This is a genomic window from Vicinamibacteria bacterium (genome assembly GCA_035620555.1).
Lineage (GTDB): Bacteria > Acidobacteriota > Vicinamibacteria > Marinacidobacterales > SMYC01 > DASPGQ01.
On the sequence record DASPGQ010000575.1, the window covers coordinates 1 to 22983 of the forward strand.

The following is a 22983-nucleotide window of genomic DNA, read 5'->3' on the forward strand; positions in this document are numbered from 1 at the left end:
CGTCGTTGGACATGGTGAGGCGTCGGGATTGAGAAACGATTGAAACGGAGGAAACTCGGTGAGAGAGACCTCACTGGGGGAGGAGGCGCATCAGAGAGGTATTGTGAGCCCGAACCGCACCCTTCTTAAATTTTGTTGCGCAAATCTGTCAAATGTTCTTTATTTTTTTTTGCGACGTCTCCGAACGAACATGGCTTCGTCTCCGGACTTTCGAAGGCTCGAAGGCTCGGAGAGGGATTGTTCGCCTCGCAAAAGGAGGGCGTGCGACAGGTAGGACCGCCGATTACTCCATCACTTCGATAGCGCGCGACCCACCGCGGGAGCACGGTTGACGGATCGCGAAAGTTCGAGTATTCTTTCATGCTTCCCACGAACGTCACCGAGTGTTTTTCTTGAAGGGATAAGTCCCAGAAAGGTCTGACCATGAAACGATTCTTGGTTCTTTTTTCCGTGCTTACCGGTTTTGCGTTTCTCGCATCGCTTGCGCCGGCGCAGATGAGCTCGGCGCCGGAGATGTTGTACGTGCATCACGAAGTCGTGCATCCGTCGAAAATCATGGAACACGAGGCGGCGACCCGCGACTTTCTCGCCGCGGTCAAGGCTCACTCCGACGCGGAGCATCAGTTCAACTACATGGCGGTCGCCACGGCGGAGTTCGATTACTACTATGTCCTTCCCATTAAGAGCTTCGCCGACATCGACAAGCTGAACGCGTTTTTCGGACACATGTCCGAGAAGATGGGGAAAGAGAAGTTCGATGCCCTCATGATGAAGGGTTCGCCCAACATCGATCACACGTCCGAGATCGTCGCGATGAGGCGCCCCGATCTTTCTTATATGCCCAAAACTCCTCGGCTTCAGCCGGAAGAAGTCAAGTTCATCCGCTACGAGTTCTACTACATCAAACCCGAGGCGGAGTCTAAAGTCGAGGCGATCTCGAAGGAATGGGCCGCGCTCTTCGCGAAGCACAACGTGAACGATGGATTCACTGTCTTTCAGGTTCTCATTGGCGACGACCTGCCGCTCGTCGTGGTTACGACGGAGGGAACGAGCCCTGCGGATCTCGAGACCCAGAATGCGAAGATTCTCGAGACCTTGGGCAAAGAGGGACAGGACCTCAATATGAAGACGCTCGCTTTGACGCGGCGTTTCGAGACGAAGATCGGCCAGCTTCGTCCCGATCTCTCGAACATGCCGGCGGCGCCGACGTCGAACTAAGAAACACGCGGAAGTGAAAGGGCCCGGGGCGAGCGAAGAAGAGACGTCTGCGCGCACGAGCTCGAGCGGAACGGCCGCATCGCCCGGGTCTTCTTTTTCATCCTCTCTTCGAGAGCCCGCCGCGCTGGCTTCGGGAAGCGTCGTGGCGGGGCGCTATCGCATCGTTCGTCTCCTCGGACGGGGCGGAATGGGCGAGGTGTATCTCGTTCATGACCTGACGCTCGATCAGGAGGTGGCCCTCAAGTTCCTGCCCGCGGCTCTCGCGCGGGACCCGATGCGGCTCGCGTTGTTCCACAACGAAGTGCGGGTGGCTCGGCGCGTCACCCACAAGAACGCGTGCCGGATGTACGACATTGGAGAGGTCGAAGGCCGACCGTTTCTCTCAATGGAGTACGTCGATGGAGAGGACCTCGCGTCTCTGCTCCGGCGCATCGGGCACCTTCCGGAGGAGAAGGGACTCGAGGTCGCCCGTCAGCTCGCCGCCGGTCTCGCGGCCGCCCACGAGGAAGGTATCGTCCACCGCGACTTGAAGCCGGCGAACGTGATGATCGACGGAAGCGGGCAGGTACGGATCATGGACTTCGGGCTCGCGGGGGTGATAGGCGAGATCGAGGACCTTCGGTCGGGGACACCCGCCTACCAGGCGCCCGAGCAAATACGGGGCGACGACGTTTCCGCGCGCACCGACCTCTATTCGCTCGGGCTCATTCTCTATGAAGTATTCACCGGGAGGCGCGCTTTCGAGGAGCCCTCGTCGCCTCGTGAGCTCTCCGCGGTGAAGCTTCCGTCGTCGTCGCGTGCGATCGCGGTTGAGACGGAGCGGGCGGTGTTGCGATGCCTCGAGCCGCGCCCCGAGGATCGACCCGCCTCGGCGCTCGAGCTCGCAGCGATGCTTCCCGGCGCCGATCCGCTCGCCGACGCGCTGGCGGCGGGAAAGACCCCGTCGCCCGAGCTCGTCGCCGCGGCAGGCGAGCGTCGTGCCATCCCGGCGCCGAAAGCCTTTGCCGGCGTCGGCGCCATCGCCCTTGGACTGATGGGCTTCGTCGCGCTACGAGCGCCGCGCCTCCTTCTCGCCGAGCTCCCCGAGCTCAAACCGCCGGCCGTGCTCGTCGATCGCGCCGAAACGCTGGTCGCGAAGCTCGGAATCGAGGCGTTTCCCCACACGGGCTTCGGATTCCGCACCGACGACGCGCCTCCCGTGCTCCGGTTCTGGTTCCGTGGAAGTTCCACGCCTCTCGAGACGTTCGGCCTCAACGATCGGGTGAGCGTGCGCGATCCTCCGATGAACGAGTCGGGCATGGCGCGGATCGAGCTGGACCCGGCCGGCCGGCTGGTCGAGCTCGTAAGGGTTCCGGGCCCATCGGTGCTTGCGGCCACCGACTGGAGCGTGCTCTTCGAAGCCGCGGAGCTCGACTCCGAGAGCTTCGTCCCCGCGGAGCCGGATTGGATTCCACCCGTATTCGCGGAGCAGAGGTTTTCGTGGAAGGGACCGGATTCCTCCACGCGGGTGGAGGCCGGCTCCCTTGCGGGCGCTCCCGTGTACTTTCGCGTGGACGACGCCGCGAGCTTCACGGCGACGAAATCGAGCGCCGACGAGGAGAACACGGCGCTCTCTCGACTTCTATCCTTTGCCGCGACGGGCATCGGGTTAGCGGTCCTCGTGGGGGTCACCCTGCTCGCGCGACGGCACTGGAAGGGCGGCCGTGCCGATCGGAGAGGGGCCGCCCGGCTCGCGGCGGCGATGTTCGCGGTCAACGCCGCGGGACTCGTTCTCGGCCTCGAGCACTACGCCGATCCAACGCGGGAGCTCAACCGCTGGCTCGAGGTGCTGCTGGAAGCGACGTTCGCGGCCGTGGTCTTCTGGGTCTTCTATCTCGCACTGGAGCCCTTCGCCCGGCGCATCTGGCCTCACGGGCTTATCGCCTGGAACCGACTGCTCGGGGGCCAAGGGCGCGATCCGCTCGTCGGGAGAGACGTGCTCATCGGCGTCCTCGCCGGCGTTGCGATGGCCGCCACCGTTCCGCTCGCTGACACGCTGGCGACGACCATGGGTCAGCCCCGGACTCCTCCAGAGCTTCCGAGTCCAGGCGTCCTGCTCGGCTCACGCTACGTTGCCTCCGCGATTCTCACCTGGACGACTTTCGCGGTGAACAACACGGTCTTGTTCTTGTTCCTTTTCGTCGTGAGCCGCTTCTTCGTCGGGAGAACCTGGGCGGCGGCGGGTCTGACGCTCGCCGTGGTCGCGATTCTCGTGGCGGCTCAGGCCGGGGAATTCCTCAGCTGGTTGCAGACTCTGCTCGCAATCGCCATCGCGATCGGGACGATGGTTCGCTTCGGCTTTCTCGCTATCGTCGTCGCCGGAATGGTGGACTTCGCGCTGCGCTCGACGCCGATCACCGACGACTGGTCGGAGTGGTACGCCGGCGCGACGCTGACTATGCTGTCCTTTCTCGTTGCCCTCACGCTCTACGGCCTCGTCGTATCGCGGCGTGGTGTGAAAGGAGTGATCTAATGGCTCGAAGACGTATCGTCGTCGTGGGTGGTGCCTTCAGCGGGGCGGTGGCAGCCGCTCGGGCTCGGGAGCTCGACGAGGGCGCCGAGGTCCTCCTTCTCGAGCGTGGGCCAGAGGTGAGCTACGGGATCGGAGGGCTCGCCCATCTTCTTTCGGGCGAGATCGAAGGTCCTGGCGCGCTGAACCGCGAGAACGTTCGTTTCTTTCGTGACGTCTATAACGTCGACGTGCGGACCGGCGTCGAAGTCCGAAGCATCGATGCGAAAGCCCACGAGCTCGAACTCGACGACGGCCCGCTGCGCTACGACCGGCTGGTGGTGGCGACGGGGGTTCGCTCGCCCGTTCCGGCGATCGAGGGACTCGAGGGTGCGACGAACGTCTTCCGGTTTCGTCGCCTCTCCGATCTCGAAGGGATTCTTCGGATTTTGAAACGAGGCACGAATCGCGTCGTGATCCTCGGTGGCGGCTACTTCGGGCTCGAGGCGGCGGATGGCTTCCTCAGACGGGGATGCCAGGTGACGGTCGTCGAAAAGAGTGAGCGGATCCTGGGGAGCTATTCGCCGGCAACGAGCGCGCGCGTGCGCGAGGTGTTGAACGCGCAGGGCGCGTCGGTCGTCGAGGGCCAGCCAGTTACGCGTGTCTCGACAGAAAATCGACGCGTGACCGAGCTTCTTTTCAATGGGCAGGGATCGGTGCCGGCGGATCTGGTGGTCGTTTGCACGGGCGTCGAGCCGCGCACCGAGCTTCTGAGAAAGGCCGGCGCGCGACTTCTTCGCGACGGCTCGGTGAAGGTGAACCGCCGCATGGCAACGAGCCTTCAGGACGTGTTCGCCTGCGGGGTCTGCGTGAGCTCGAAGCATGCGGTGACGGGCAAGAGGGTCTGGCTCCCGCAGGCGAGCGTGGCGGATCGCAGCGGGCAAGTAGCCGGCGCCAACGCCGCGGGCCACGACCAGAAGATGGCGCCGGTGCTCGGGACCGCCATCCTTCGCATCGGCGAGCTCACGGTGGGACGCACGGGCTGGACGGCGAACGGGAAAAAGACGGCGGTCACCCGGGTGCACGGTTTCGACCGAGATCCTTACTTTCCCGGAGCGAACGAAATCACGATGGAGATCTTCTACAAGCCGGGCTCGGGAAGGATCGTCGGCGCCGAGGCGTTCGGTGGTGCCGGAACGGACAAACGCATCGACGTGCTCGCGACCGCGATTCTCGGCAAGCTCGACGTCGAGGCGCTCGCGGGGCTGGACCTCGCCTATGCCGCGCCTTACGCAATGGCCCGCGACGTGACCAACGTCTCCGGCCAGGTGGCGGCGTGGAGCCGGGAGCGCACGGCCCGCGCCTGGACGCCCGCGGAGATCGAGAAGGAGAAGCCGGTCGTCATCGATGTGGGATCCACCGCAGAGAAAGGACGGGGCGGTCCGATTCGCGCGCAACGGCGCATCCCCCTCGAGAAGCTTCGCGAACGCATGAGCGAGGTGCGGTCGCTCGCTCGGTCGCGCCCGGTGGTCTTCCTCTGCGGAACGGGCCGGAAGGGCTATCTCGCGGCGCGTATCGCTCGAGGGTCGGGGCTGAAATCGGCGGGGTATCTATCGGGAGGCGTGGCGTCATGGCCGGCGTGAGGGAATGGAGGGATCCTTCCGAGGAGGATCGAGGCCGCTTCGATCCCCGGGCGATCTTCGAGGCGGGCCTCCGCAACCACCACATCGCGAACACGGCCTATCCCATCGCTCACGAGCGCACCTGGCGTCCGTATCGAGTACCCCGCGTGGGGGTCGCGTCCACGGTGGTTCGCGCCTGGCAGGGCATCCGAGACCTGGGCCTGTACGTTCACGTTCCCTTTTGCGAGACCCGCTGCTCGTTTTGCGAGTATACGGTGACGCGGCGCTCGGAGCATGGGGGTGCGGAAGACTATGTCGCGGCGCTCCTCGGAGAGCTGGAGCTTTATGAAGACGTCATCGGCACCGAAGGCCGGCTGCTCCACGGGCTCGACATCGGAGGGGGCACGCCCTCGTTCTTGCCAGCAGAAGCGATCGCTCGCATTCTAAGCTCGGTGCGCGCCTGCTTTCGGTTCGCGCCCGGCTCGGACATCAGCATCGAGACGACTCCCAAGATCGCGGCCTCGGATCCCGACAAGCTCACGGCGTACCGCCGCTCGGGCATCGACCGAATCAGCATGGGCATCCAGGTGATCGAGCCGGACCTGCTGCGGGTGCTGAACCGCGAAGAGAACGGCGTCGGGGTGCATCGCCGCGCCGTCTCCAACGTGCGGGCCGCGGGATTCGAGCGGCTGAATCTGGATCTCATGTACGGCTTCTCGGGCCAGAGCCTCGACAGCTGGCGAGCGACGCTCGAGCACGCCATCGGGCTCGGACCCGAGTACATCACGCTCTATCGCATGCGCTACAAGCTCACCCGTATCTCGCACCAGGCGGCACACGTGACGCTCGACGACGTCCGTCCGATGGCGGCGCTCGCCAAGGAGGTGCTGGCGGATGCGGGCTATCGGGCGAGCCCGGGCAAGACGACCTACAGCCGCATCCCGGCAGATGTCGGGACGAGCTCTTACCTCGCCCGCCGGGTGATCGAGGGCATGCCGTATCTCGGCCTCGGGCTGGGGGCGCAGTCGTTCACCCATACGACCATCTCCTACAACGACGGCGCCGCGGGGAAGAACCTCGCTCCCTACTTGAAGAGCGCGCGGGAGGGGCGCCTTCCCATCCAGGATCTGTACGATCTTCCCGCCGTGCAGATGATGGGGAAGATGTGTTCGGTCAGCTTCTACTTCGGAGAGATTCATCTGGCGGCGTTCGCGGCGAAGTTCGGGGTGAGCCTCGACACGGCTTATCCCGAGGCCGTGGCCTTTCTGCTTCGGGAAGGGCTCATGGAGGTCCGGGGAGCGGTGCTGGGTCTCACATCGCGCGGGGTCGAGCACAAGAACGGCGTGCATGCGCTCTTCTATGCGCCTTCGATCCAGCGCTATCTCCTCGAGCGCGACCCGGAGCGGGCCCAGGACATGACGCGCCACCGGCGCCAGGCGGCGAGGACCGCCGATGAGGAGCTCGTTCATGTATGACTTCGCGAACATCCTCTTCGCCGGTCGGTGCAACCGCGCCTGCCCCTGGTGCATCGGTAAAGCGCTTCCGGATCGAGTGAACGTCGACAATCTGAGCCTCTGGCCTCTCGAGAATCTCGACGGCTTCATCGAACGCGTACGGGCGGAGAATGTTCGGGAGATCGTTTTCACCGGCACCGTGAGCGACCCGCACCTCTACCGCCACGAGGCGCTCCTGCTCGACCACCTGAGGGCAAGACTTGACCCCCGAACGCGGTACTCGATTCACACGAACGGTGTCTTGTCGCTCCGGAAGATGACCGTCTTCAATCGATACGATCGCGGCTGCATCTCCTTTCCTTCTTTCGAACCGGACACCTACGAGAAGATGATGGGCTCCCGACGCGTGCCCGATCTGTCCGCCATCCTTCGCGAGGCAACCATCCCGGTCAAGGTCTCGTGCGTTATCGACGAGCCCAACGTCGCCGAACTAGACGGGTTCGTGAAGAGATGCCACCGCATCGGTGTTCGGCGGCTCGTGGTGCGAAAGCTCTTCGGTGAAACGCGGGAGTGGGATGTACTCCGCGATCTTCCCGTCGTGGGCCGGTTCAAAGGCAACCCGGTGATGGACTACCGTGGGATGGAAGTGACCTACTGGGATTTCGACAAGACCGAGTGCCGGAGCTTGAACCTCTTTCCCGATGGAACGATTGGAGACGCTTATCGTCTGACCGAGACGCCGCAGCTCGAGCGCTCCGCTTGATCATCATTATCAACGGGACGCTCGGCGCCGGACAGGAGCAGGTCGGGAGGCATCTCGTCGCTCGCCTGGCGAACGGAGCTCATTGCGGCGCAGGAGATCTCTCGCGTTCCGTTCTTTGTCCGTTCTGAAAGAGTCTCTCGTAACGCTTCCAGAGTGCGTCGTCCGGCGGGTCGCCGAGAACGGAAAAGTTGTAGTTCTTGTCGCTGACGAGGCCGAGCACGTCATCTTCGTACGTCTGCACGGTGATTCCCCGCGAGCCGCGTCTGCTGATGCTTTGCAGGTACTCGAAGCGCCATTGCAAAAGCCCGTGCTTTCTCGACCAGTATTCGATGCTCGATTCGTGGAGAGTCAGCTTGCCGGTGCATGAACCGAGAGAATGATCGTGTTTTACCGTGAGCTCGAGAGGCAACGCCGGTAGGACGAGCTTTCCGCTCACGGCCAGGAGAAGGCTCGAAGCCTCGTCGAACTGGGGGTTTCTCTCGAGAAGCTCTTCGAGTCTCTGCTCGCCGAGCACGAGCTCTCCGTTTTTCACGGCGGTTCTCGCGTCGAAGAAGAGTTTACGTTGAGCGATTTCATCGCGATAGAAGAGGGCCATTGCCAGGAGGCACGCCAGGATGCCTGCCACCACGAAGCGTGTGCGGAAACGCCGGAAACGTCCGAGCCCAGCCCCGAAGGGAGCGAAGGCTCGTTGGGATCGGACGGTAGGGCTTGTTGCGTTCCTCCGCTCCGGAGCGGGTGGAACCGCTGACGGCTGCGGCGGCAAAACGGCCGAGGCTCGAGCTCGCTCCGCCGGCGCCAGGGTTTCTCGCGAGGGGTTTTCCTGTTTCACCGCGAGCAGGTCCTGGGCGAGCTCTTCACCGGATGCATAGCGATCACCCGGCGATTTCGCGAGAGCCCGAGCCAGTACTCCGTCGAGCGCCGGCGGAACATCGGAAACGATCTCCGACAGGGGCCGAGGGTTCTCGAGGAGAACCTGGCTGGCGATGGCGGCGAGCTCCTTGCCCTCGAAAGGGCGCTGTCCCGCGACGAGGTTATAGAGAAGTGCTCCGAGCGAGAAGAGGTCGCTTCGGCCATCGAGCTCTTTCCCGCGGAGCTGCTCGGGTGACATGAAATAGGGTGTTCCTACGACGATGCCCGTCCCCGTGAGGTTCGCCGCGGGCAGTTTCGCAATACCGAAGTCAGCGATCTTGGGAACCCCACGCCGGGTGATCAGGACGTTCCCGGGCTTGATATCCCGGTGCACGATTCTTTCCTGGTGGGCATGGTGGAGCGCGCGAGCAAGCGCCACGCCCCATGCCACGACTTTCTTCCAATCTTCCCGGTTCTTGCGTTTGAGGTGCTGGCTCAGTGACTCGCCTTCGATGAATTCCATCGCGATGAAGGGGATGCCGTTGGACTCGTCGGTTGCGGCGTCATAGGTGACGACGATATTGGGGTGTAGGAGCTTCCCCGCAGCCCGCGCCTCTTGAAAGAAGCGCTTCAAGAAGACCTCCCTCCTCGATTCCGCGATCGAGTCCGGGATGACCACGGTCTTGAGGGCGACCGGTCGATCGATGACGGGGTCGTGTGCGTGGTACACGACGCCCATGCTTCCTCGCCCGATCACGCCGCGGATCTCGTACCGGCCCAGGGTCCTTACATTCATGAGCAGTCCTAGCCGTGAGCGCGGGCAAGCGTCCTGGAGTTGAGACTTTCGCACATGACGAGAACAGCCGTCCCGCGACGCGGTAGCGATGCAAGCTTTAGGTGATGAGAAGTAGCTTACGTGGCCCCGACGGCAGACGCAAGCGGTTTGCGGACCTCGAGGCGGAGTGCTACTTTGTGATCATAGAGAAAAATCTAAAGCGGTAGCGGATCTTTCCTTTCGGAGAGATCCCTTCCGACTGGAGGCGGCCATGCTCAGGCAGGCGAAAGTCGTGGCTTCGTTCGTTAGCGTCGTTCTGGCCGTTACGCCCGCGATCGCGCAGGATTCGCATGTCGTGGATCGAGAAGCAATGGAGGAAGCTCTCGCGGAACATATTGGTGACGATGAAACGCAACGTGAGGCGATCTTGCGATTGTTGCAGGACTCCCAGGTGCGCGCGTTGGCCGAGAAGATCGGCCTCGATCTGAAGCGCGCGGAGGCCGCGGTGGACACCCTCGAGGGAGAAGAGCTCATCGAGCTCGCGTCGATGGCGGGGGCCGCGGAGGCCGGCCTCTCTGGAGGTGAGTCGATTACGATATCGACGACCACCATCATCATCGCGCTGTTGGTCTTGATTCTCATCATCGTCGCTACATAAGCAGAAGGTCGCCTTTATGGCGTTGGCACCCGCTGTCGTGCTGGGGGTGCTGCTGGGGTCGCCTTTTCTCGCCGACGGAGCAAATGCTCGACCCAGGAGCAACGAATCCGGCACCGAACTCCCGCGTCGAGAGCCTGCTTGGCTCCTGGACGTTCCCTACACATCGCAGTCGGAGGAGCTCTGCGGCGGGGCGGCCGCGGCGATGGTGCTGCGATACTGGGGAGAACGCGGAATCTATGCGGAGGATTTCGCCGGGCTCGTGGAGCCGGGCAAGCGAGGTATCCCGACCGAGACCTTGACCGACGCCATCCGGAAGCGTGGATGGTCGGCGATGGCTTTTCGAGGTGACGAAGAGCTGGCGCGGAGCCAGCTCGCTCGGGGCCGCCCGTTGGTCGTGCTCGTCGAGGTCGGCCCGGAACGTTACCATTACGTGGTGCTCATCGGCTGGCTTCCCGGGCGCCTTATCTTCCACGATCCCGCTCGCGCTCCGTATCGTCTCGTTCGAGCCGAGGAGTTTCACACCGTTTGGGCAACAACGAAGTTCTGGGCGCTCCTGATCCTGCCCCCCGAGGAGCAACACCGGACGGAAGCGAGTGAGCAGGTGGAGTCGCCGCCGCGCGATTCCCCTCCACCTTCCTGTTCGGGCATGGTCGAGGAAGCCGTACGAATCGCCCGCGGTGGCAGCGTGACCGATGCCGGGGAGCTTCTCGAAGCTTCCCTGGAGTTGTGTCCGGACTCCTCGGCTCCCTTGCGAGAGCTCGCCGGTGTTCGCTTCGTCCAATCGCGCTGGGACGAGTCGGCGGAGCTCGCTCGACAAGCGGTGGCTCTCGACGCTTCAGACAGTCACGCCTGGCGGACGCTTGCGGCAAGCGAGTTCTTGCGGGACGACCCAGACAGCGCACTCGACGCCTGGAACCAGCTCGACGAACCCAGAATCGACCTCGTTCGCGTCGATGGCCTGACCCGCACTCGCTACGAAGTCGTTGTCCAATCTCTCGACTTGCCGCCACGCGAGTTGCTCACGTCTGAAAAGATCGAGCGGGCGCGGAGACGACTTTCGTCCCTCCCCGTCCAATCGAGCTCTCGCATCGGCTACAAGCCTTTGACCGGTGGCTTGGCGGAGGTGGAAGCGTCCATCGTCGAGCGCCCATTGGCTTTTGGGGGTCGTACGGGGATCGCAGCCGCCGCGATGGATGCCGCAATCGAACGGGAGCTTTCTCTGAAGCTCTCGAGCCCAAGTGGAGGAGGGGAGTTGTGGAGCGGGAGTTGGCGCTGGTGGGAGGACCGTCCGAAATTGTCCGTCGCATTGGCAGTTCCTCGTCCATGGAAGCTTCCCGGAGTCTGGCAGGTGGAAGGCCTCTGGGAACGTCAATCGTACGGCACGGGTGTTCCTTCCGAAGCGGTCGGTACCGTCGTTCGCGAAGAGCGCCGACAAGCCCAACTCAGCATCTCGGACTGGAGGACTGCCGATTCTCGATGGGATTTTCAAACCGGACTGGATCGGTGGAATGGCCGCGGGAGCTACGCGTTCGTCGGAGGGGGGCTCGAAAAGAGGCTCGCCGCGGATCGAGCCGCGCTCCGTGTGGGCACCGCCGGGTGGATGGGTCTGGCGAAGTCAGAGGCCTTTGGTGTCGCGTCGGTTAGCTCCGCGTGGCGGTCCTCGGTGAGGGATAGCGGGCTCGTGGCGCGCGCCGGTGTGCAGGTCGCAACGAGGAGTGCGCCTTTGGATCTGTGGCCCGGCGCCGGTACGGGACACGCCCGCCCACTCTTGCTGCGAGCCCATCCACTTCTCCAGGACGGTGTCGTTCGGGGGGAAGCTTTTGGCCGAACGCTAGTGCACGGAGGGCTCGAGTCTCAGACCTGGTTTCCCACGACGCGATTCCTGCGATTCGGGGTGGCGCTTTTCGCAGACGTGGGAAAGGCGACGAAACCGCTGCCGAATCAGGCTACGTCTTTCCATGTGGACATCGGAGCCGGTTTTCGGCTGAAGTTGATTGGAGATCAACGAGCTCTACGAGTCGATACGGCATGGGGCCTGCGCGACGGAGAGTTCGCATTATCCGCCGGCTGGATCCTGCCGTGGCCAAGCTGGTAACGATTGTGCGGATTTCCTGAGGACCCCGGGTGGATTCTTCCCGCCATCGGCGTCGACCAAATGTTGAGCGAGGTCGGCAATGCTCATCGCCCCTGGCGACGGCCGCCAGTTTTCGAAACCGTGCGGGACTGCACGGAAGCGCTTCACGGAGGACCCTCTTATCGCGGTCGCAAGCTCCGCGATTCGCAACGCCTCGCTGCCAGAACTCGCCATGAGGACGGTGCTCCGAGAGTATCACGCCGGCACGACACGGACCGAGGCGGCTCGTTTCATTGAGCCGCACCGTGGCTCGGCGAATGGGCCTCGTCTGCTCGATGCCCGAAATTGTCAGGCCCGCTTGCCATACACGGCGCGGATCAGCGCTGCGAGCCCGGGCAGATCTACATGCTCCGGCTTGGAGTAGCGGATGCAGTTTTTGCCGCGACTGTGCTTGCCGATGTGTGCGGCGTGCTTGGTGATCAAATCTTCATTGTTGATGTACACGCTCAGATAGCGCTTCTGAACGGCGAATGCGAAGGCGTCTGGGCCAATCTCGTAGAAAGGCAGCCGATGCTTCATGGACTCGACAGCATTAGGTGCAACCTCAAGGATTGCTTGCCGCAACTTCTTGAGCAGGTCGCTTTTCTCTCCATCGAAGGAGGCGATGTACCCGTCAACGGTGATTGCATCGGAATGCATAGGTTGTCTCCTAAGAGCCTAACGTTACGTTCGCGGCGGCGCGTCGAATGCGCCGACGAATGCCCAACAGCCGTGCAAGTATCTCATGCCCTTACGAAGTCCTAGCGCCTCCACTCCAACTCATTGTTCGGCACTCCCTGCATGAGCCGCATGATCAGGCGATGGCCAGCGCTCGCTTCAAGAGTGATATCTGGCCTGCATGATACAGGTTGTGCTGTGTCACACCGATGAACTGAGTGTAAGCCGTGTACGGGGCCTCGGGGACGAGCGGCTCGTCGAGCCGCTCTGCCGGAAATCTGCGCACCGCTTCCCGGAGCTGCTGATTCAACCCGCGGAGCGCTTCCACAGCTTGCCGCCAGTTTTCGGCCGTCGCCGGCGGACATGAAGGCCAATCCTCTTCCGGCGTGAGCTGGCGCCCATCTCCCGCCAGTCTGCGCAGAACGAGAGCGTAATCGCTGCCGATGTGCAGGACCAATTCCCAAATGCTGCGTGCATCCGGGATTGGATGGCTGCTGGCTTGCTCAGCCGACACGCCTGCAAGGGCTTCGAGTACCGATGGGCCATGCCAGGCGTCTCCCTCGAGCGCCCGCCGAAGCTGCTCCTCCAGCCGCATCATCTCGCCGACCATCACGCTCACTCACCTTTCTATCGGCCTATCGGTGCGGAGGAAAGCGGACGGCGTCGACGGCGAACAGGCGCATCACTGCTGCCCAGTCGGCGCGTCTCACGGCGTCAGCATCCTGCTCGACGACCGTGCGGAATTGCTTCGATGTCGTCCTGGGTCAAGCCCACAGGCCCGCTCCCGTTAGCGTGTCGCGCATCATGGCCAAGATCACCGTCTGTCAGCAACGTCTGTTTGCTGGCAAGCCAGGCTAGCACATCCGATTACGAGAATCCTTCGCGGGCCCAACGACCTGCCGCTCCTCGGCTGCCGCGGTCTGTTAGGCGGGCTCGATCCTACACAGATCGACAACCAGATCCTGGCGCCGGGCCAGCACTTCTTCGGTCTTGCCGTCATCCGAGAATCGCAGCTCGCGCTTTCGATATGGTTCCGGTTGAAGGGGCCAGTACCCACGCCGTCGAAAGAAGTCGAACCATCGAGGGTTCTCGACCCGATCGACGCTCACGTACAGATGCTCGCAACCTGCGGCGCGCGCGATTCGTTCACGCGCGGACACGAGAGCGCGACCAATGCCGAGCGACCGATACCTGGGCGCAACGAAGCAATCGCTCAACTTGGGGACGTACGACTTCGGCGGCCCCTTCACGGGGTGCCGAAGGAACACGCTCGCGAAGGCGACGATGTGGCCGTCCGTTACCGCGACAAGGAACCTCGCCGTGGCGGCGGCCGCCTCCGCCATCTTGCCCTCGTGCTGCGAGCGCGCGCGGCGCACAGCGCAAAGCGCCGGCATGTCCGCAGCGACCGCATCCCGAATAGCGAGATCCTGCATTCGCGCTCTGCCCCGCCTGTCAGTTACTCGATCGTTCCGTCGATTGTCGGCCGGCACATTGCAGATGGACTGCGACGGTTGTCGCGTATTTCGAACGGGCTTGACTGTCTGTGTCGTGCAATTCGCCTCCAGAGGCTGGCCTGTCCTGGATGACTCACAAGGTGCGGGAGCGATCTGTTGCAGTGCGACTGCATAGAACGATAAAAGCCGCGCGAACCTCTACGTATTCTACGAGCGACGGCGGGAGTCTTTCAACCAGGCAATTGTTCGAGGGGGCTCGGACCCCTGGCCCCGCGCGGTTCGAGACGCAGCAGTCAAGAGATCCTGGGTGGCGGTGGGTTTGACGTTCGCTATAAGCTTTCGCCACTTCGTAGGAGGGTTCATGGCCGAGTATTTTCGGTTCGTTCGCTTCGCCATCATCTGGCTCGTCGTGTTCCTCATCGGGCGCCTGGTCCTCGGTGCCTTCGACGTCGCCTATGCCCAGGGGACTCATGTATTCAGCATGGTGACGTTCTCCTGGTTCGCGGCGCTCTTCTTCGGCGCGTTCTCCCGGCGGGCTCGGAGCTACAAGTGGTATCAGGGGATGCTTGTGGGCGGCACGATCGCTTTGAGCGCGCAGGTTCTCATTTTCCTCGCCACGGTGGGCTCGTACCTGGTGGGGGCGGACACTTACTTCAACCATCCCACGGCGCTCAACGTGTTCGAGCCGGTTACGCTCGTTCAGGCCATGGGGATCCGGGCGTTCGGACTCGTCGTGAACACGATCATCACGTCGATCATCGGACTCATCGGCTGGTCGATGGGGCATCTCATCCCCGAGAGATAGAAGCTGAACCCTCCTCTGTGAATACGTTCACCGGATCGGGCTGCTTTGCTGGGTTAAAGTGAATACTGACCAACTCGGAGGATGAGGATGTCACACGCCAGGGGAAGAGTTCTCTCGGTGAACGTCGGAACGATCCGCGAGTTCGATTACAACGGGCGTCCTGCCAGGAGCGCTATATGGAAGCAACCCGTCCCGGGCCGCGTCGTCGCGCGCGGCGTCAACCTGGTTGGAGACGAGCAGGCGGATCGAGCCGCCCATGGCGGACCCGACAAGGCGATTTACGCCTATGCGATCGAAGATTACCGGTGGTGGGAAAAGGAGCTCGGCCGGCGTCTGGAAAACGGTGAGTTCGGCGAGAATCTCACGACCGAGGGGATCGACGTGACCCGCTCACTGGTCGGCGAACGCTGGGAGATTGGCGGTGTCATCGTCGAAGTCTCGGAGCCCCGGATTCCGTGCTGGCGGTTCGGGGTCCGTATGAACGATCCGGCTTTCCCGCGTCGGTTCACCAAGGCGGGGCGGCCCGGCAGCTACCTGCGAATCGTCCGAGAGGGCGATCTCGGGGCGGGCGATACGATCCGGATCGTCTCGCGCCCCGATCACGACGTCACGATTGGCGACGTTTTCCGGATTTTTACTCGCGATCAACACGAAGCGGGGAAGATCGTCGCGGTGCCGCAGATATCGGAAAGCTGGCGCGCCTGGGCGGAGAGCCGCCTCGAGAAGGAAAGCTCCGAGGCTCCTGGCTGTTGCTGAGCGAGTCGACACCCGGCCGGTGTTGTCAGCTTCCTTCGCCGCATTGCTCCGTTGTCCAATTCCGCAGCAACGCCTCGTCTTCATCCGTCACGGTGGCCGAAGGGTGTAGAAGTCGATAGCGGAGCGGCGGCATCTCACCCTTGCCGATGCGCTCGATGATGCGGCGTTTGAAGTAGCAGTCGACCTCGGAAGAGACGGCGTGGGGCCATCGTGAAAAATTCATCCGCGAGCGCGCATCGTGGACGTCGCCAGCCACCATCCATGACCCTGGGGCCACGTAGCTGTACCAGGGCCATCGCGTCTCGTTGGAGTGACAGTCGTAGCAAGAACCGCGGAAGATTCGCCGGACCTCAGGGGGAGCCGCGATCTCCACGGAAGCTGGCGGGTTGACACGCGCGATCGGCGGATAGACCTGAGCCAGCACGGCAACGGCACCTAAGAACAAAAGTGCCAGAACTTTTGCAGACATGATGACGAATCCTTTCGAGCTCGAATGAGGCCTCCGAAGGCGGAGGCCTCATTGTCGGCTTGGGGTTCAGGGGGTGTGAAGCGCCTCAGGATCCGCCGTTGACGGCTTTGTTCAGCCGCCTGGCATGCTCCTCGTGCGCGAGGAAGATTGGAACTGCAGATTCGAGAAGTTTCTTCAGCTCCGGGTTCTTGGTATTCGGAATCAACGTGTCTCTCACTGCGGCGTTGACCGCTTGGTGATAGGCGAGCTCGTTCGCAGCGTAGGCGCGGTCGAAGTTGGCGCCGCGTTTTTGGCTGATCTCGTCCATCTTGGCGCTCGCTTGATCGATGAGTTGCTGGCTGACCTCGTTGTCCAGTGGTGCGAGGCCGAGCTTTTGCGCGAGGGCGGCGGCCTTCGCGTTAACGGCCCCGTGATCGGAGATCATCGTCTCGGCGAAACGTCGGACCTCGGGATTCGCGGAAAATGCGAGCGCAAGATGAGCGTAGGCGATATCGATGTTGTCGGCGGTCACCGCGATGTGTGCGATTCGCGCGTCGTCGAGCGGAGCCATGTCATCGTCCATGCCTCTCATCCCGTTGCTCGACATCTGTGCGGAGGCGAAGGCGACGATGGCCACGACGAGTCCGACGCCAGATAGGATGTTTTTCTTCAAATGCATCATGCTTCTCCTTTCGTTCGCGACCGCAGCATCGTGCTGAAGTCGCTCTCTTCGAATCACATTGCAAAGGCCAGGCCAATCCGCAAACGTGGGTGTCAGTAGGGCAAGCGGCGTTTTTGTAGTTCGGACGGATCGGTGTTCGACGAAATGCTGAGAGTCGCACGACATTTCGTGAGGTGCCTCGTTTGAAGTCCGCCGCGCTCGACTCATCGGGTTCTTTCTTCGGCCCCTTTCTTGAAGAGCTCGTAGTTTCGTCGGATGTAGGTGTCGTCAGGAGCGAGCTCGAGGGCTTTGCGATAACTCTCACCCGCAGCTCGGAAGAGGCCGTTGCTCATAGGCGACCCCGAGGTTGTTCAGTATCCGGGAGCTATTCGGATAACGCTGAAGCGCTTTCCGCCATCGACGTGCGAGCTTGCGCCACATAGCATTCGGCGCGAGCTCGACGGAGAGCGCGATTTTGGCCTCGCCGGCCTCGCTGGCGTATGTTTCTTCTGAAACGGTTTCTTTACTAAAGAGATTAGTGAAAGCGGACCAAAGGCTCATGATCCCTCCTCGTCAGTGTCGTCGTCTCTAGATTCATAGTCGTGCTTCAAATCTTCTCGCGCTGGTAAACGCGACCAAAGGTTCGCTTCGAGCGCGGCTTGCTTCACTTGAAGAAGGCTCCGAGAGACGAGCAGCGATTGACGTGCCATCGAAGCGCTTGTTGTGCACGCACCGAGTCCACGTGTTACGACCCGTAGTGCGACCGGATTCTAGGAGTCGCAGTATTTCGAAAGACTCCCAACATGTCGCCATGGCGATTCCGCGGAATTCGCTTCACACGATGTTTTGCGCGCTCTCGCCCGATGGCACAGGAATTGCCATTCCTTGTTTGTGTTCGAAATCAAACATGCACCCGAATGCAGGAGATAGAAATGACCAAGCAAAGCAATTTCAGTGGAAGCAGGGCTCGAGCCCTGGCGAGGATTCTCGGGTCGTTGGCGATCCTGGCGTTGGCCGCTTGCTCGTCGGTGTCGGAGAGCCAACCCCGTCGTGAGTCGACTAGTGGCTCCTTGCCGAAACCAGCCGTCGACGCGAACAACGTCATGACGCGGCCCGAAGGCTATCGGTATTGGATCTTCGTCGGCACGCCGTTAACGCCGAATGACTTGAATCCTCCCGAAGCACCGTTCCCGGAGTTCCACAACGTCTACATCCATCCGGACGATTTCGCGCACTACGAGAGCACGGGAGAATTCCGAGACGGAACCGTGATCATCAAGGAGCTGGTGAGCGTAGGCTCGAAACGGGCGACGAGCGGCGTGGGCTACTTCATGGGGGAGTTCATGGGCCTCGAAGCCGCAATCAAGGACTCGAACCGATTCCCTGATGAGCCCGGAAGTTGGGCCTACTACAGCTTTGGTCACAGCTACCCTTTGAAAGACGCGTCAGAGCCTCAGGACACGATGTTTTGCAACGCGTGCCACGGGGCGAACGCCGATCAGGACTGGGTCTTTACCCAATACTATCCCGTACTGCGGGCGGCGAAGCCGACTGGATCATCCGACTGACACGGACTCGGCAGAGGGCTTCGACCGAAGGGGCCCTCTGCTTCGAGCACGATGGTGGTATCCATGAAAGACGCGGCATTACTGATGGTCATACTCATGGCGTTCCCGATTGGAGCGCTAACGCTAAGCTCTGCAGCGTACCTGCAATTCGAGGAGGATTTCTCTCCATGGGTCGATTCGGAGGGAAACATCGGCCTTCCACCCGACTTCCGGTCCTGCTTCGAGCATCTGGGGTCCTGGTTCGTCGAGGGGGCGAACGGCGATTCGTCCTTTCATGACGTATACACGGAGCCGGAATCGGCGTCGTATTTCCGCGAGCATCAGAAGTTTCCCGACGGCGCGACCCTCGTCAAGGAAGTGCGGAGCCGCCGATCCGGCACCATGACGACAGGTCGGGCCAATTGGGCTGCAACACCCGACATTTGGTTCGTCATGATCAAGGACATCAAGGGCCGTTTCGAGGCAAACCCGCTATGGGGCGATGGTTGGGGATGGGCGCTGTTCGACTCCAACGACCCGAGCACAACCGTCACCGAGGGCTACTCTCGAGAGTGTCGCTCGTGCCATGTGCCGGCCCAGAAGACCGACTGGGTCTATGTCCAGGGCTATCCCACGCTCGGGGCGGCTTCCCTGACGGAAGACGAATCGACGATCGACTTTGCGATGGCCAGTGATACAGAAGTCCCCGCGGAGGGACTCATCGTGATCGTCCAGAATCTCTCGTTTACGCCGAACGTGATCCGGGTCAAACCGGGACAGACGATCACCTGGGTCAACCGAGACGATTTTGTGCATACGGCGACGGCGAACGACACGAGCTTCGACACGGGGATCATGGAACCGGGCGAAAGCGCCCAGATCACCTTCGACAAGACGGGGACGTTCCCGTACCACTGCACGCCCCATCCCTTCATGAAGGGTTCCGTGATCGTGGAAGAATGACGTTCAGGTCTGCTTGGCAGGACCCGACCGGAGCGAAGTCATGAAAGCCAAGAAGCTGAAGTTTGTTGCCGGAACCTCCGTCATTGTTGCCGCCGTCCTCGTTCTCGCCATCCGCGGAATGGAAGACACCAGGGCCTACTACCTGACCGTGCCTGAGCTCGGGGCGATGGGAGCCATGGCGGAAGGCCGCCGTGTAAGGGTGGCAGGCAACGTGGTACCGGGCTCTATCGAGCGGCTCGAGCAAGGCGTCGTGGAATTCGAGATCGACCACGAGGGTGCAAGCCTTCGGGTTCGGTATGTCGGCCGAGGGCCGCTGCCCGACACGCTCGTCGACCGTGCTCAGGCGGTGGCGGAAGGCGAGCTCTTGCCCGATGGAAGCTTCGGGGCGACGCTCGTTCAGGCGAAGTGCGCGTCGAAATACGAAGCCGCGTTCGAAGATGGCTCGGAGGCTCCGCATCGAACGGAGCCTCCGTAGACATCGCTGAGCGCGGCGGTTCGCAGCATCCGTCCCGTCAGGCGGCTCGGCCGACCACAAAGCCGCCGTCGACGGGGAGGATGTGGCCGGTGATGAACCCGGCGTCGGCGAGATACAGCACGGCCGCGGTGACCTCGTGGACCTCGCCAACCCGGTTCATGAGAGCGACGCCGCCAAAAGCATCGAGCCGCCTACGTAGTCAAGTAGGTTCCGCGGAGGTTCCCGTTCAGGCATCCGTCGAAGCTCAACTTCGGTGACGTCCACGAAGGGCTTGGGCGCAACGTTCCCGCGTTGTTGACACCCCAGCACGAAAATCTCGAGCATTTTGTAACCGCAGAACCCCAAGAGGCATCTTTTGCTACAGTAGGAGGACACGGTGGCTCTCCTCCGTGAAGCTGTGCAAGCCCATTCGGTAACGATGGCTCGACTTTTTGCGGTACGGGACTTCGCCACGACATGAGCCCCGAGACGGCCGAGCACGCTCGTGCCGATGAAATCCTCCGGATCATCTCCGAAGGAACCGCGTCGGCCAAGGGTGAGGAGTTCTTCCGCTCGCTCGCCCGCCATCTTGCTTCGGCGCTGCGAGTGAAATACGCATTCGTTGCCGAATGCACGACGTCTGCAAAGACTCATGTCAGAACCCTGGCCGTCTGGAATGGCCGAGACTTCATGGAGAACGTCACCTATGCCGTCGCCGGCACTCCCTGTGAGCGGGTGATAGACGGGGATGTTTGCTTCTACCCCACGGGCGTGCGAGCTCGCTTTCCCGAAGATCGAGGCCTCGTCAGCTGGAACACGGATAGCTATCTGGGCGTTCCCTTACACGGCTCAACCGGTGAGGTGCTGGGCCATCTGGCCGTGCTGGACGAGAATCCAATTCGTACCGAAGGTCGAGACCTGTCCATCCTGAGAATCTTTGCCGCTCGAACCGGGGTCGAGCTGGAGCGCCAACGCGCCGAAGAGGCGGTCGACCGTTACACGAAACGGCTCGAAACGCTGCGAGAAATCGATCGCGGTATCCTGGCTGCCCGATCGCCGGCGGAAATTGCAGAAGCCGCGATGCGGCACATCCGGCAACTCATTCCGTGCCGGAGGGCGAGTGTTACGGTCTTTGATCTCGAGGCTGGCCACGCCGTCTGGCAGGCCGTGCACGCCGAGGACCCGGGGAAAATGCGGATCGGAGCCAAAATCTCTCTAGAGCCATTCGGGAGCCTGGACGCTCTTCGCGAAGGACAGGTCAATGTCGTCAAAGACGCACGGATCCTACCCAGCACGCCAGTCTTCGATCTACTGAGGGGCGAAAGCCTCCGCTCGTGGATCAATGTGCCGCTCGTTGCTCGCGGTGAACTGATTGGCACGCTCAACGTGGGATCGGAGCGTGTCGATGCCTTCGGCTCAGAGGAAATCGACGCGGTTCGCGAAGTCGCCGACAGCCTGGCCATCGCCACTCAACAGGCGCGCTTGAACGACCAGGTGCAGCGACACACCGCCGAGCTCGAGAAGCGGATCGCCGAACGCACGGCAGAGCTCGAGGCTTTCTCCTATTCCGTTGCCCACGATCTCAGGGCCCCCCTGCGGACAATCGTCGGCTTCTCACACGTCTTGCTGGATGAGCATGGCGGTGAGCTGGATCCGGAAGGCATGCGGGTTCTCCACATCATCTCCGACAGCGCCAGGAACATGGGGCATCTCATCGACGATCTTCTGACCCTTTCTCGGCTAGGTCGCCAGGAGATGAGCTTGACGGAGATCGATATGGGCGAGCTGGCGCGCAGCGTGTTCGACGAAGTCATGTCGCCTCACCCTGACCGCAACGTGGAATGGCGACTCGACGCCCTTCCATCCGCCCGTGGAGACCGGGGGATGATTCGGCAGGTGTTTGCTAATCTTCTCTCCAACGCTCTCAAGTTCACGGCTCCGAGGGAGATGGCGCGCATCGAGGTCGGCCACAAGAGCGAAGGAGGCGAGAACGCCTACTATGTGAAGGACAATGGAGTTGGATTCGATATGCGCTTCGCGGAAAGGATGTTTGGTGTCTTCCAACGCCTGCACCGTGCCGAGGAGTTCGAAGGAACGGGCGTCGGGCTCGCCATCGTTCAATCGATCATCCGGAGACACGGGGGACGCGTATGGGCGGAGGGGAAGCCCAACGAGGGCGCGACGATTGGGTTCACGCTGCTTCCGGCGAGGAGAAATCCTGACGGGCGACGCGACGAGTCTCCGTAGTTTTGTTTGTCTTAGCAGACCAGCGGTCCCAATATTTCGTTAGCCGCTCGATATGTTGAAAGAGCTTTCTCCTATCCACTTGGCCACCTGAGCCGAAATCCATCGCCCGGCGGTCGAGAATCTCAGCCTTCTCGCAGCTCCCGGAGTGCGCCATCAGTGGCGGCACGAGAATTGCTTCGTCGAGGGGTTAGCGCTGCCGAATGCGTGAAGGAGCGAACCTGCTGGAAGAGAATCTTGGATCGCGGCTTGACGGTATCGAGACCTTTGGCGGCGTTGCGCGGGAGGATCTTCGATGGTTCGAGCTGCATGCGCGCGTCGTGAAGATTCCCAAGAAAGTCCGTGGCCGAATCGCCAGCCGATGCCTTTCGTCATTTTCGAGAGTGTTGACAATTCGCAATATTTCGCAATCTTTGCCAAATATTGTTAGATTTCGGCTCGATTTTCACAGCCAGGTCGGATCCGCGGACCGCATAACCCATGAACAACAAGGGTTTCCGCGGTGAGCCGACACAAAGACTGTGATGGCACGGACGTTGCTCTGAGTAGGGGTCGGGGAAAACCAACGGGGAACGGCAGCGAGAACGGACATGGCACATCCTTCACGAGTCGACATTCTGTTGGTCGAAGACAGCGCGCACGAGAGGGAGCTGACGCTCCGAGCCCTGAAGAGGGGCGAGGCATCCTCGGTAGTCGCGGTCGAGGACGGCTCACAAGCACTGGACTTTCTCTTCGCCCGAGGCGATTATTCGCGGCGTCACGGTGAGGCAGCGCCTCGTCTGGTGCTATTGGATCTGATGCTCCCGAAGGTGAGCGGCCTCGAAATTCTCCGTCAGATTCGCGCGAACGATGAAACGAAGATGGTTCCCGTCGTGATGCTGACCTCGTCGCAAGAAAAGCGAGACATCGCGGACAGCTATGAAGCCGGGGTCAACAGCTACATAGTGAAAGAGGTGGATTTCGAAGAGTTCGTTCGATGCGTCTCGATGATTCGCGAGTACTGGCTTACTTGTAATCGACTGCCGAGATGACG

General features: G+C 61.9%; 21 protein-coding genes and 1 pseudogene. 14 read left to right on the forward strand and 8 right to left on the reverse strand.

The window, feature by feature from the left end; all coding sequences use genetic code 11:
* The first annotated feature begins 423 nt into the window (after nucleotides 1–423).
* Genes VEK15_23225 through VEK15_23245 form a run of 5 tightly spaced genes read left to right on the forward strand, consistent with a single transcriptional unit; the run spans nucleotide 424 to nucleotide 7545 of the window.
* Complete coding sequence (locus VEK15_23225; GenBank protein ID HXV63632.1) at nucleotides 424–1218, forward strand: hypothetical protein; 795 nt, start codon at nucleotides 424–426, stop codon at nucleotides 1216–1218.
* Between the two features lie 13 nt (nucleotides 1219–1231).
* Nucleotides 1232–3730 (forward strand): serine/threonine-protein kinase, encoded by a 2499-nt coding sequence (locus VEK15_23230; GenBank protein ID HXV63633.1) that lies wholly within the window; start codon nucleotides 1232–1234, stop codon nucleotides 3728–3730.
* Nucleotides 3730–5349: an FAD-dependent oxidoreductase gene (locus VEK15_23235; GenBank protein HXV63634.1), complete on the forward strand. Its 1620-nt coding sequence runs from the start codon at nucleotides 3730–3732 to the stop codon at nucleotides 5347–5349. Before VEK15_23230 ends, VEK15_23235 begins: the two co-directional genes overlap by 1 nt.
* A complete protein-coding gene (locus VEK15_23240; protein HXV63635.1) occupies nucleotides 5337–6803 on the forward strand; it encodes a coproporphyrinogen-III oxidase family protein in 1467 nt (488 codons plus the stop codon). The genes VEK15_23235 and VEK15_23240 overlap by 13 nt, the downstream gene beginning before the upstream one ends.
* Nucleotides 6796–7545 (forward strand): radical SAM protein, encoded by a 750-nt coding sequence (locus tag VEK15_23245; protein HXV63636.1) that lies wholly within the window; start codon nucleotides 6796–6798, stop codon nucleotides 7543–7545. The genes VEK15_23240 and VEK15_23245 overlap by 8 nt, the downstream gene beginning before the upstream one ends.
* A gap of 79 nt (nucleotides 7546–7624) precedes the next feature.
* Here VEK15_23245 and VEK15_23250 read toward each other — a convergent pair whose 3' ends face one another.
* Nucleotides 7625–9190, reverse strand: coding sequence for a serine/threonine-protein kinase (locus VEK15_23250; protein HXV63637.1), 1566 nt, complete (start codon nucleotides 9188–9190; stop codon nucleotides 7625–7627).
* Between the two features lie 250 nt (nucleotides 9191–9440).
* Here VEK15_23250 and VEK15_23255 point away from each other — a divergent pair, with 250 nt between their 5' ends.
* Both VEK15_23255 and VEK15_23260 read left to right on the forward strand, forming a co-directional pair.
* Nucleotides 9441–9827 carry a hypothetical protein gene (locus tag VEK15_23255; protein ID HXV63638.1) on the forward strand — a complete coding sequence of 129 codons (387 nt, stop codon included), beginning with the start codon at nucleotides 9441–9443 and terminating at the stop codon, nucleotides 9825–9827.
* 16 nt (nucleotides 9828–9843) lie between these two features.
* Nucleotides 9844–11922: a C39 family peptidase gene (locus tag VEK15_23260; protein HXV63639.1), complete on the forward strand. Its 2079-nt coding sequence runs from the start codon at nucleotides 9844–9846 to the stop codon at nucleotides 11920–11922.
* Nucleotides 11923–12249: 327 nt separating this feature from the next.
* Here VEK15_23260 and VEK15_23265 read toward each other — a convergent pair whose 3' ends face one another.
* The 3 genes from VEK15_23265 to VEK15_23275 all read right to left on the reverse strand — a co-directional run bounded on the left by VEK15_23265 (nucleotide 12250) and on the right by VEK15_23275 (nucleotide 14051).
* A complete protein-coding gene (locus tag VEK15_23265) occupies nucleotides 12250–12600 on the reverse strand; it encodes a DUF1801 domain-containing protein (GenBank protein HXV63640.1) in 351 nt (116 codons plus the stop codon).
* A 154-nt stretch (nucleotides 12601–12754) separates the two neighbouring features.
* A complete protein-coding gene (locus tag VEK15_23270) occupies nucleotides 12755–13228 on the reverse strand; it encodes a DinB family protein (GenBank protein ID HXV63641.1) in 474 nt (157 codons plus the stop codon).
* A gap of 313 nt (nucleotides 13229–13541) precedes the next feature.
* Complete coding sequence (locus tag VEK15_23275) at nucleotides 13542–14051, reverse strand: GNAT family N-acetyltransferase (protein ID HXV63642.1); 510 nt, start codon at nucleotides 14049–14051, stop codon at nucleotides 13542–13544.
* Between the two features lie 382 nt (nucleotides 14052–14433).
* Here VEK15_23275 and VEK15_23280 point away from each other — a divergent pair, with 382 nt between their 5' ends.
* Both VEK15_23280 and VEK15_23285 read left to right on the forward strand, forming a co-directional pair.
* Nucleotides 14434–14877 carry a hypothetical protein gene (locus VEK15_23280; GenBank protein ID HXV63643.1) on the forward strand — a complete coding sequence of 148 codons (444 nt, stop codon included), beginning with the start codon at nucleotides 14434–14436 and terminating at the stop codon, nucleotides 14875–14877.
* A gap of 87 nt (nucleotides 14878–14964) precedes the next feature.
* Nucleotides 14965–15633, forward strand: coding sequence for an MOSC domain-containing protein (locus VEK15_23285; protein ID HXV63644.1), 669 nt, complete (start codon nucleotides 14965–14967; stop codon nucleotides 15631–15633).
* A 25-nt stretch (nucleotides 15634–15658) separates the two neighbouring features.
* Here VEK15_23285 and VEK15_23290 read toward each other — a convergent pair whose 3' ends face one another.
* The 3 genes from VEK15_23290 to VEK15_23300 form a co-directional block, all read right to left on the reverse strand.
* Nucleotides 15659–16102 carry a heme-binding domain-containing protein gene (locus VEK15_23290; GenBank protein HXV63645.1) on the reverse strand — a complete coding sequence of 148 codons (444 nt, stop codon included), beginning with the start codon at nucleotides 16100–16102 and terminating at the stop codon, nucleotides 15659–15661.
* 85 nt (nucleotides 16103–16187) lie between these two features.
* Complete coding sequence (locus tag VEK15_23295; GenBank protein HXV63646.1) at nucleotides 16188–16760, reverse strand: DUF4142 domain-containing protein; 573 nt, start codon at nucleotides 16758–16760, stop codon at nucleotides 16188–16190.
* 206 nt (nucleotides 16761–16966) lie between these two features.
* Nucleotides 16967–17095 carry a hypothetical protein gene (locus VEK15_23300; GenBank protein ID HXV63647.1) on the reverse strand — a complete coding sequence of 43 codons (129 nt, stop codon included), beginning with the start codon at nucleotides 17093–17095 and terminating at the stop codon, nucleotides 16967–16969.
* Nucleotides 17096–17674: 579 nt separating this feature from the next.
* Between VEK15_23300 and VEK15_23305 the strand changes: the two genes are divergently transcribed.
* The 3 genes from VEK15_23305 (at nucleotide 17675) to VEK15_23315 (ending at nucleotide 19727) form a co-directional block, all read left to right on the forward strand.
* Nucleotides 17675–18310 carry a cytochrome P460 family protein gene (locus tag VEK15_23305; GenBank protein ID HXV63648.1) on the forward strand — a complete coding sequence of 212 codons (636 nt, stop codon included), beginning with the start codon at nucleotides 17675–17677 and terminating at the stop codon, nucleotides 18308–18310.
* 63 nt (nucleotides 18311–18373) lie between these two features.
* Complete coding sequence (locus VEK15_23310) at nucleotides 18374–19252, forward strand: cytochrome P460 family protein (GenBank protein HXV63649.1); 879 nt, start codon at nucleotides 18374–18376, stop codon at nucleotides 19250–19252.
* A gap of 40 nt (nucleotides 19253–19292) precedes the next feature.
* Entirely contained in the window at nucleotides 19293–19727 is a 435-nt protein-coding gene (locus VEK15_23315) for a cytochrome c maturation protein CcmE (protein HXV63650.1), read from the forward strand.
* A 37-nt stretch (nucleotides 19728–19764) separates the two neighbouring features.
* On the opposite strand, the pseudogene VEK15_23320 reads toward VEK15_23315, so the two are convergent.
* Nucleotides 19765–19902, reverse strand: a pseudogene (locus VEK15_23320) (SDR family oxidoreductase).
* 281 nt (nucleotides 19903–20183) lie between these two features.
* Between VEK15_23320 and VEK15_23325 the strand changes: the two are divergent.
* Both VEK15_23325 and VEK15_23330 read left to right on the forward strand, forming a co-directional pair.
* The gene (locus tag VEK15_23325; protein ID HXV63651.1) at nucleotides 20184–21953 is read left to right on the forward strand and encodes a GAF domain-containing protein; all 1770 of its coding nucleotides are present in this window, start codon (nucleotides 20184–20186) and stop codon (nucleotides 21951–21953) included.
* Between the two features lie 587 nt (nucleotides 21954–22540).
* Nucleotides 22541–22981, forward strand: coding sequence for a response regulator (locus tag VEK15_23330; protein HXV63652.1), 441 nt, complete (start codon nucleotides 22541–22543; stop codon nucleotides 22979–22981).
* Nucleotides 22982–22983 lie beyond the last annotated feature (2 nt).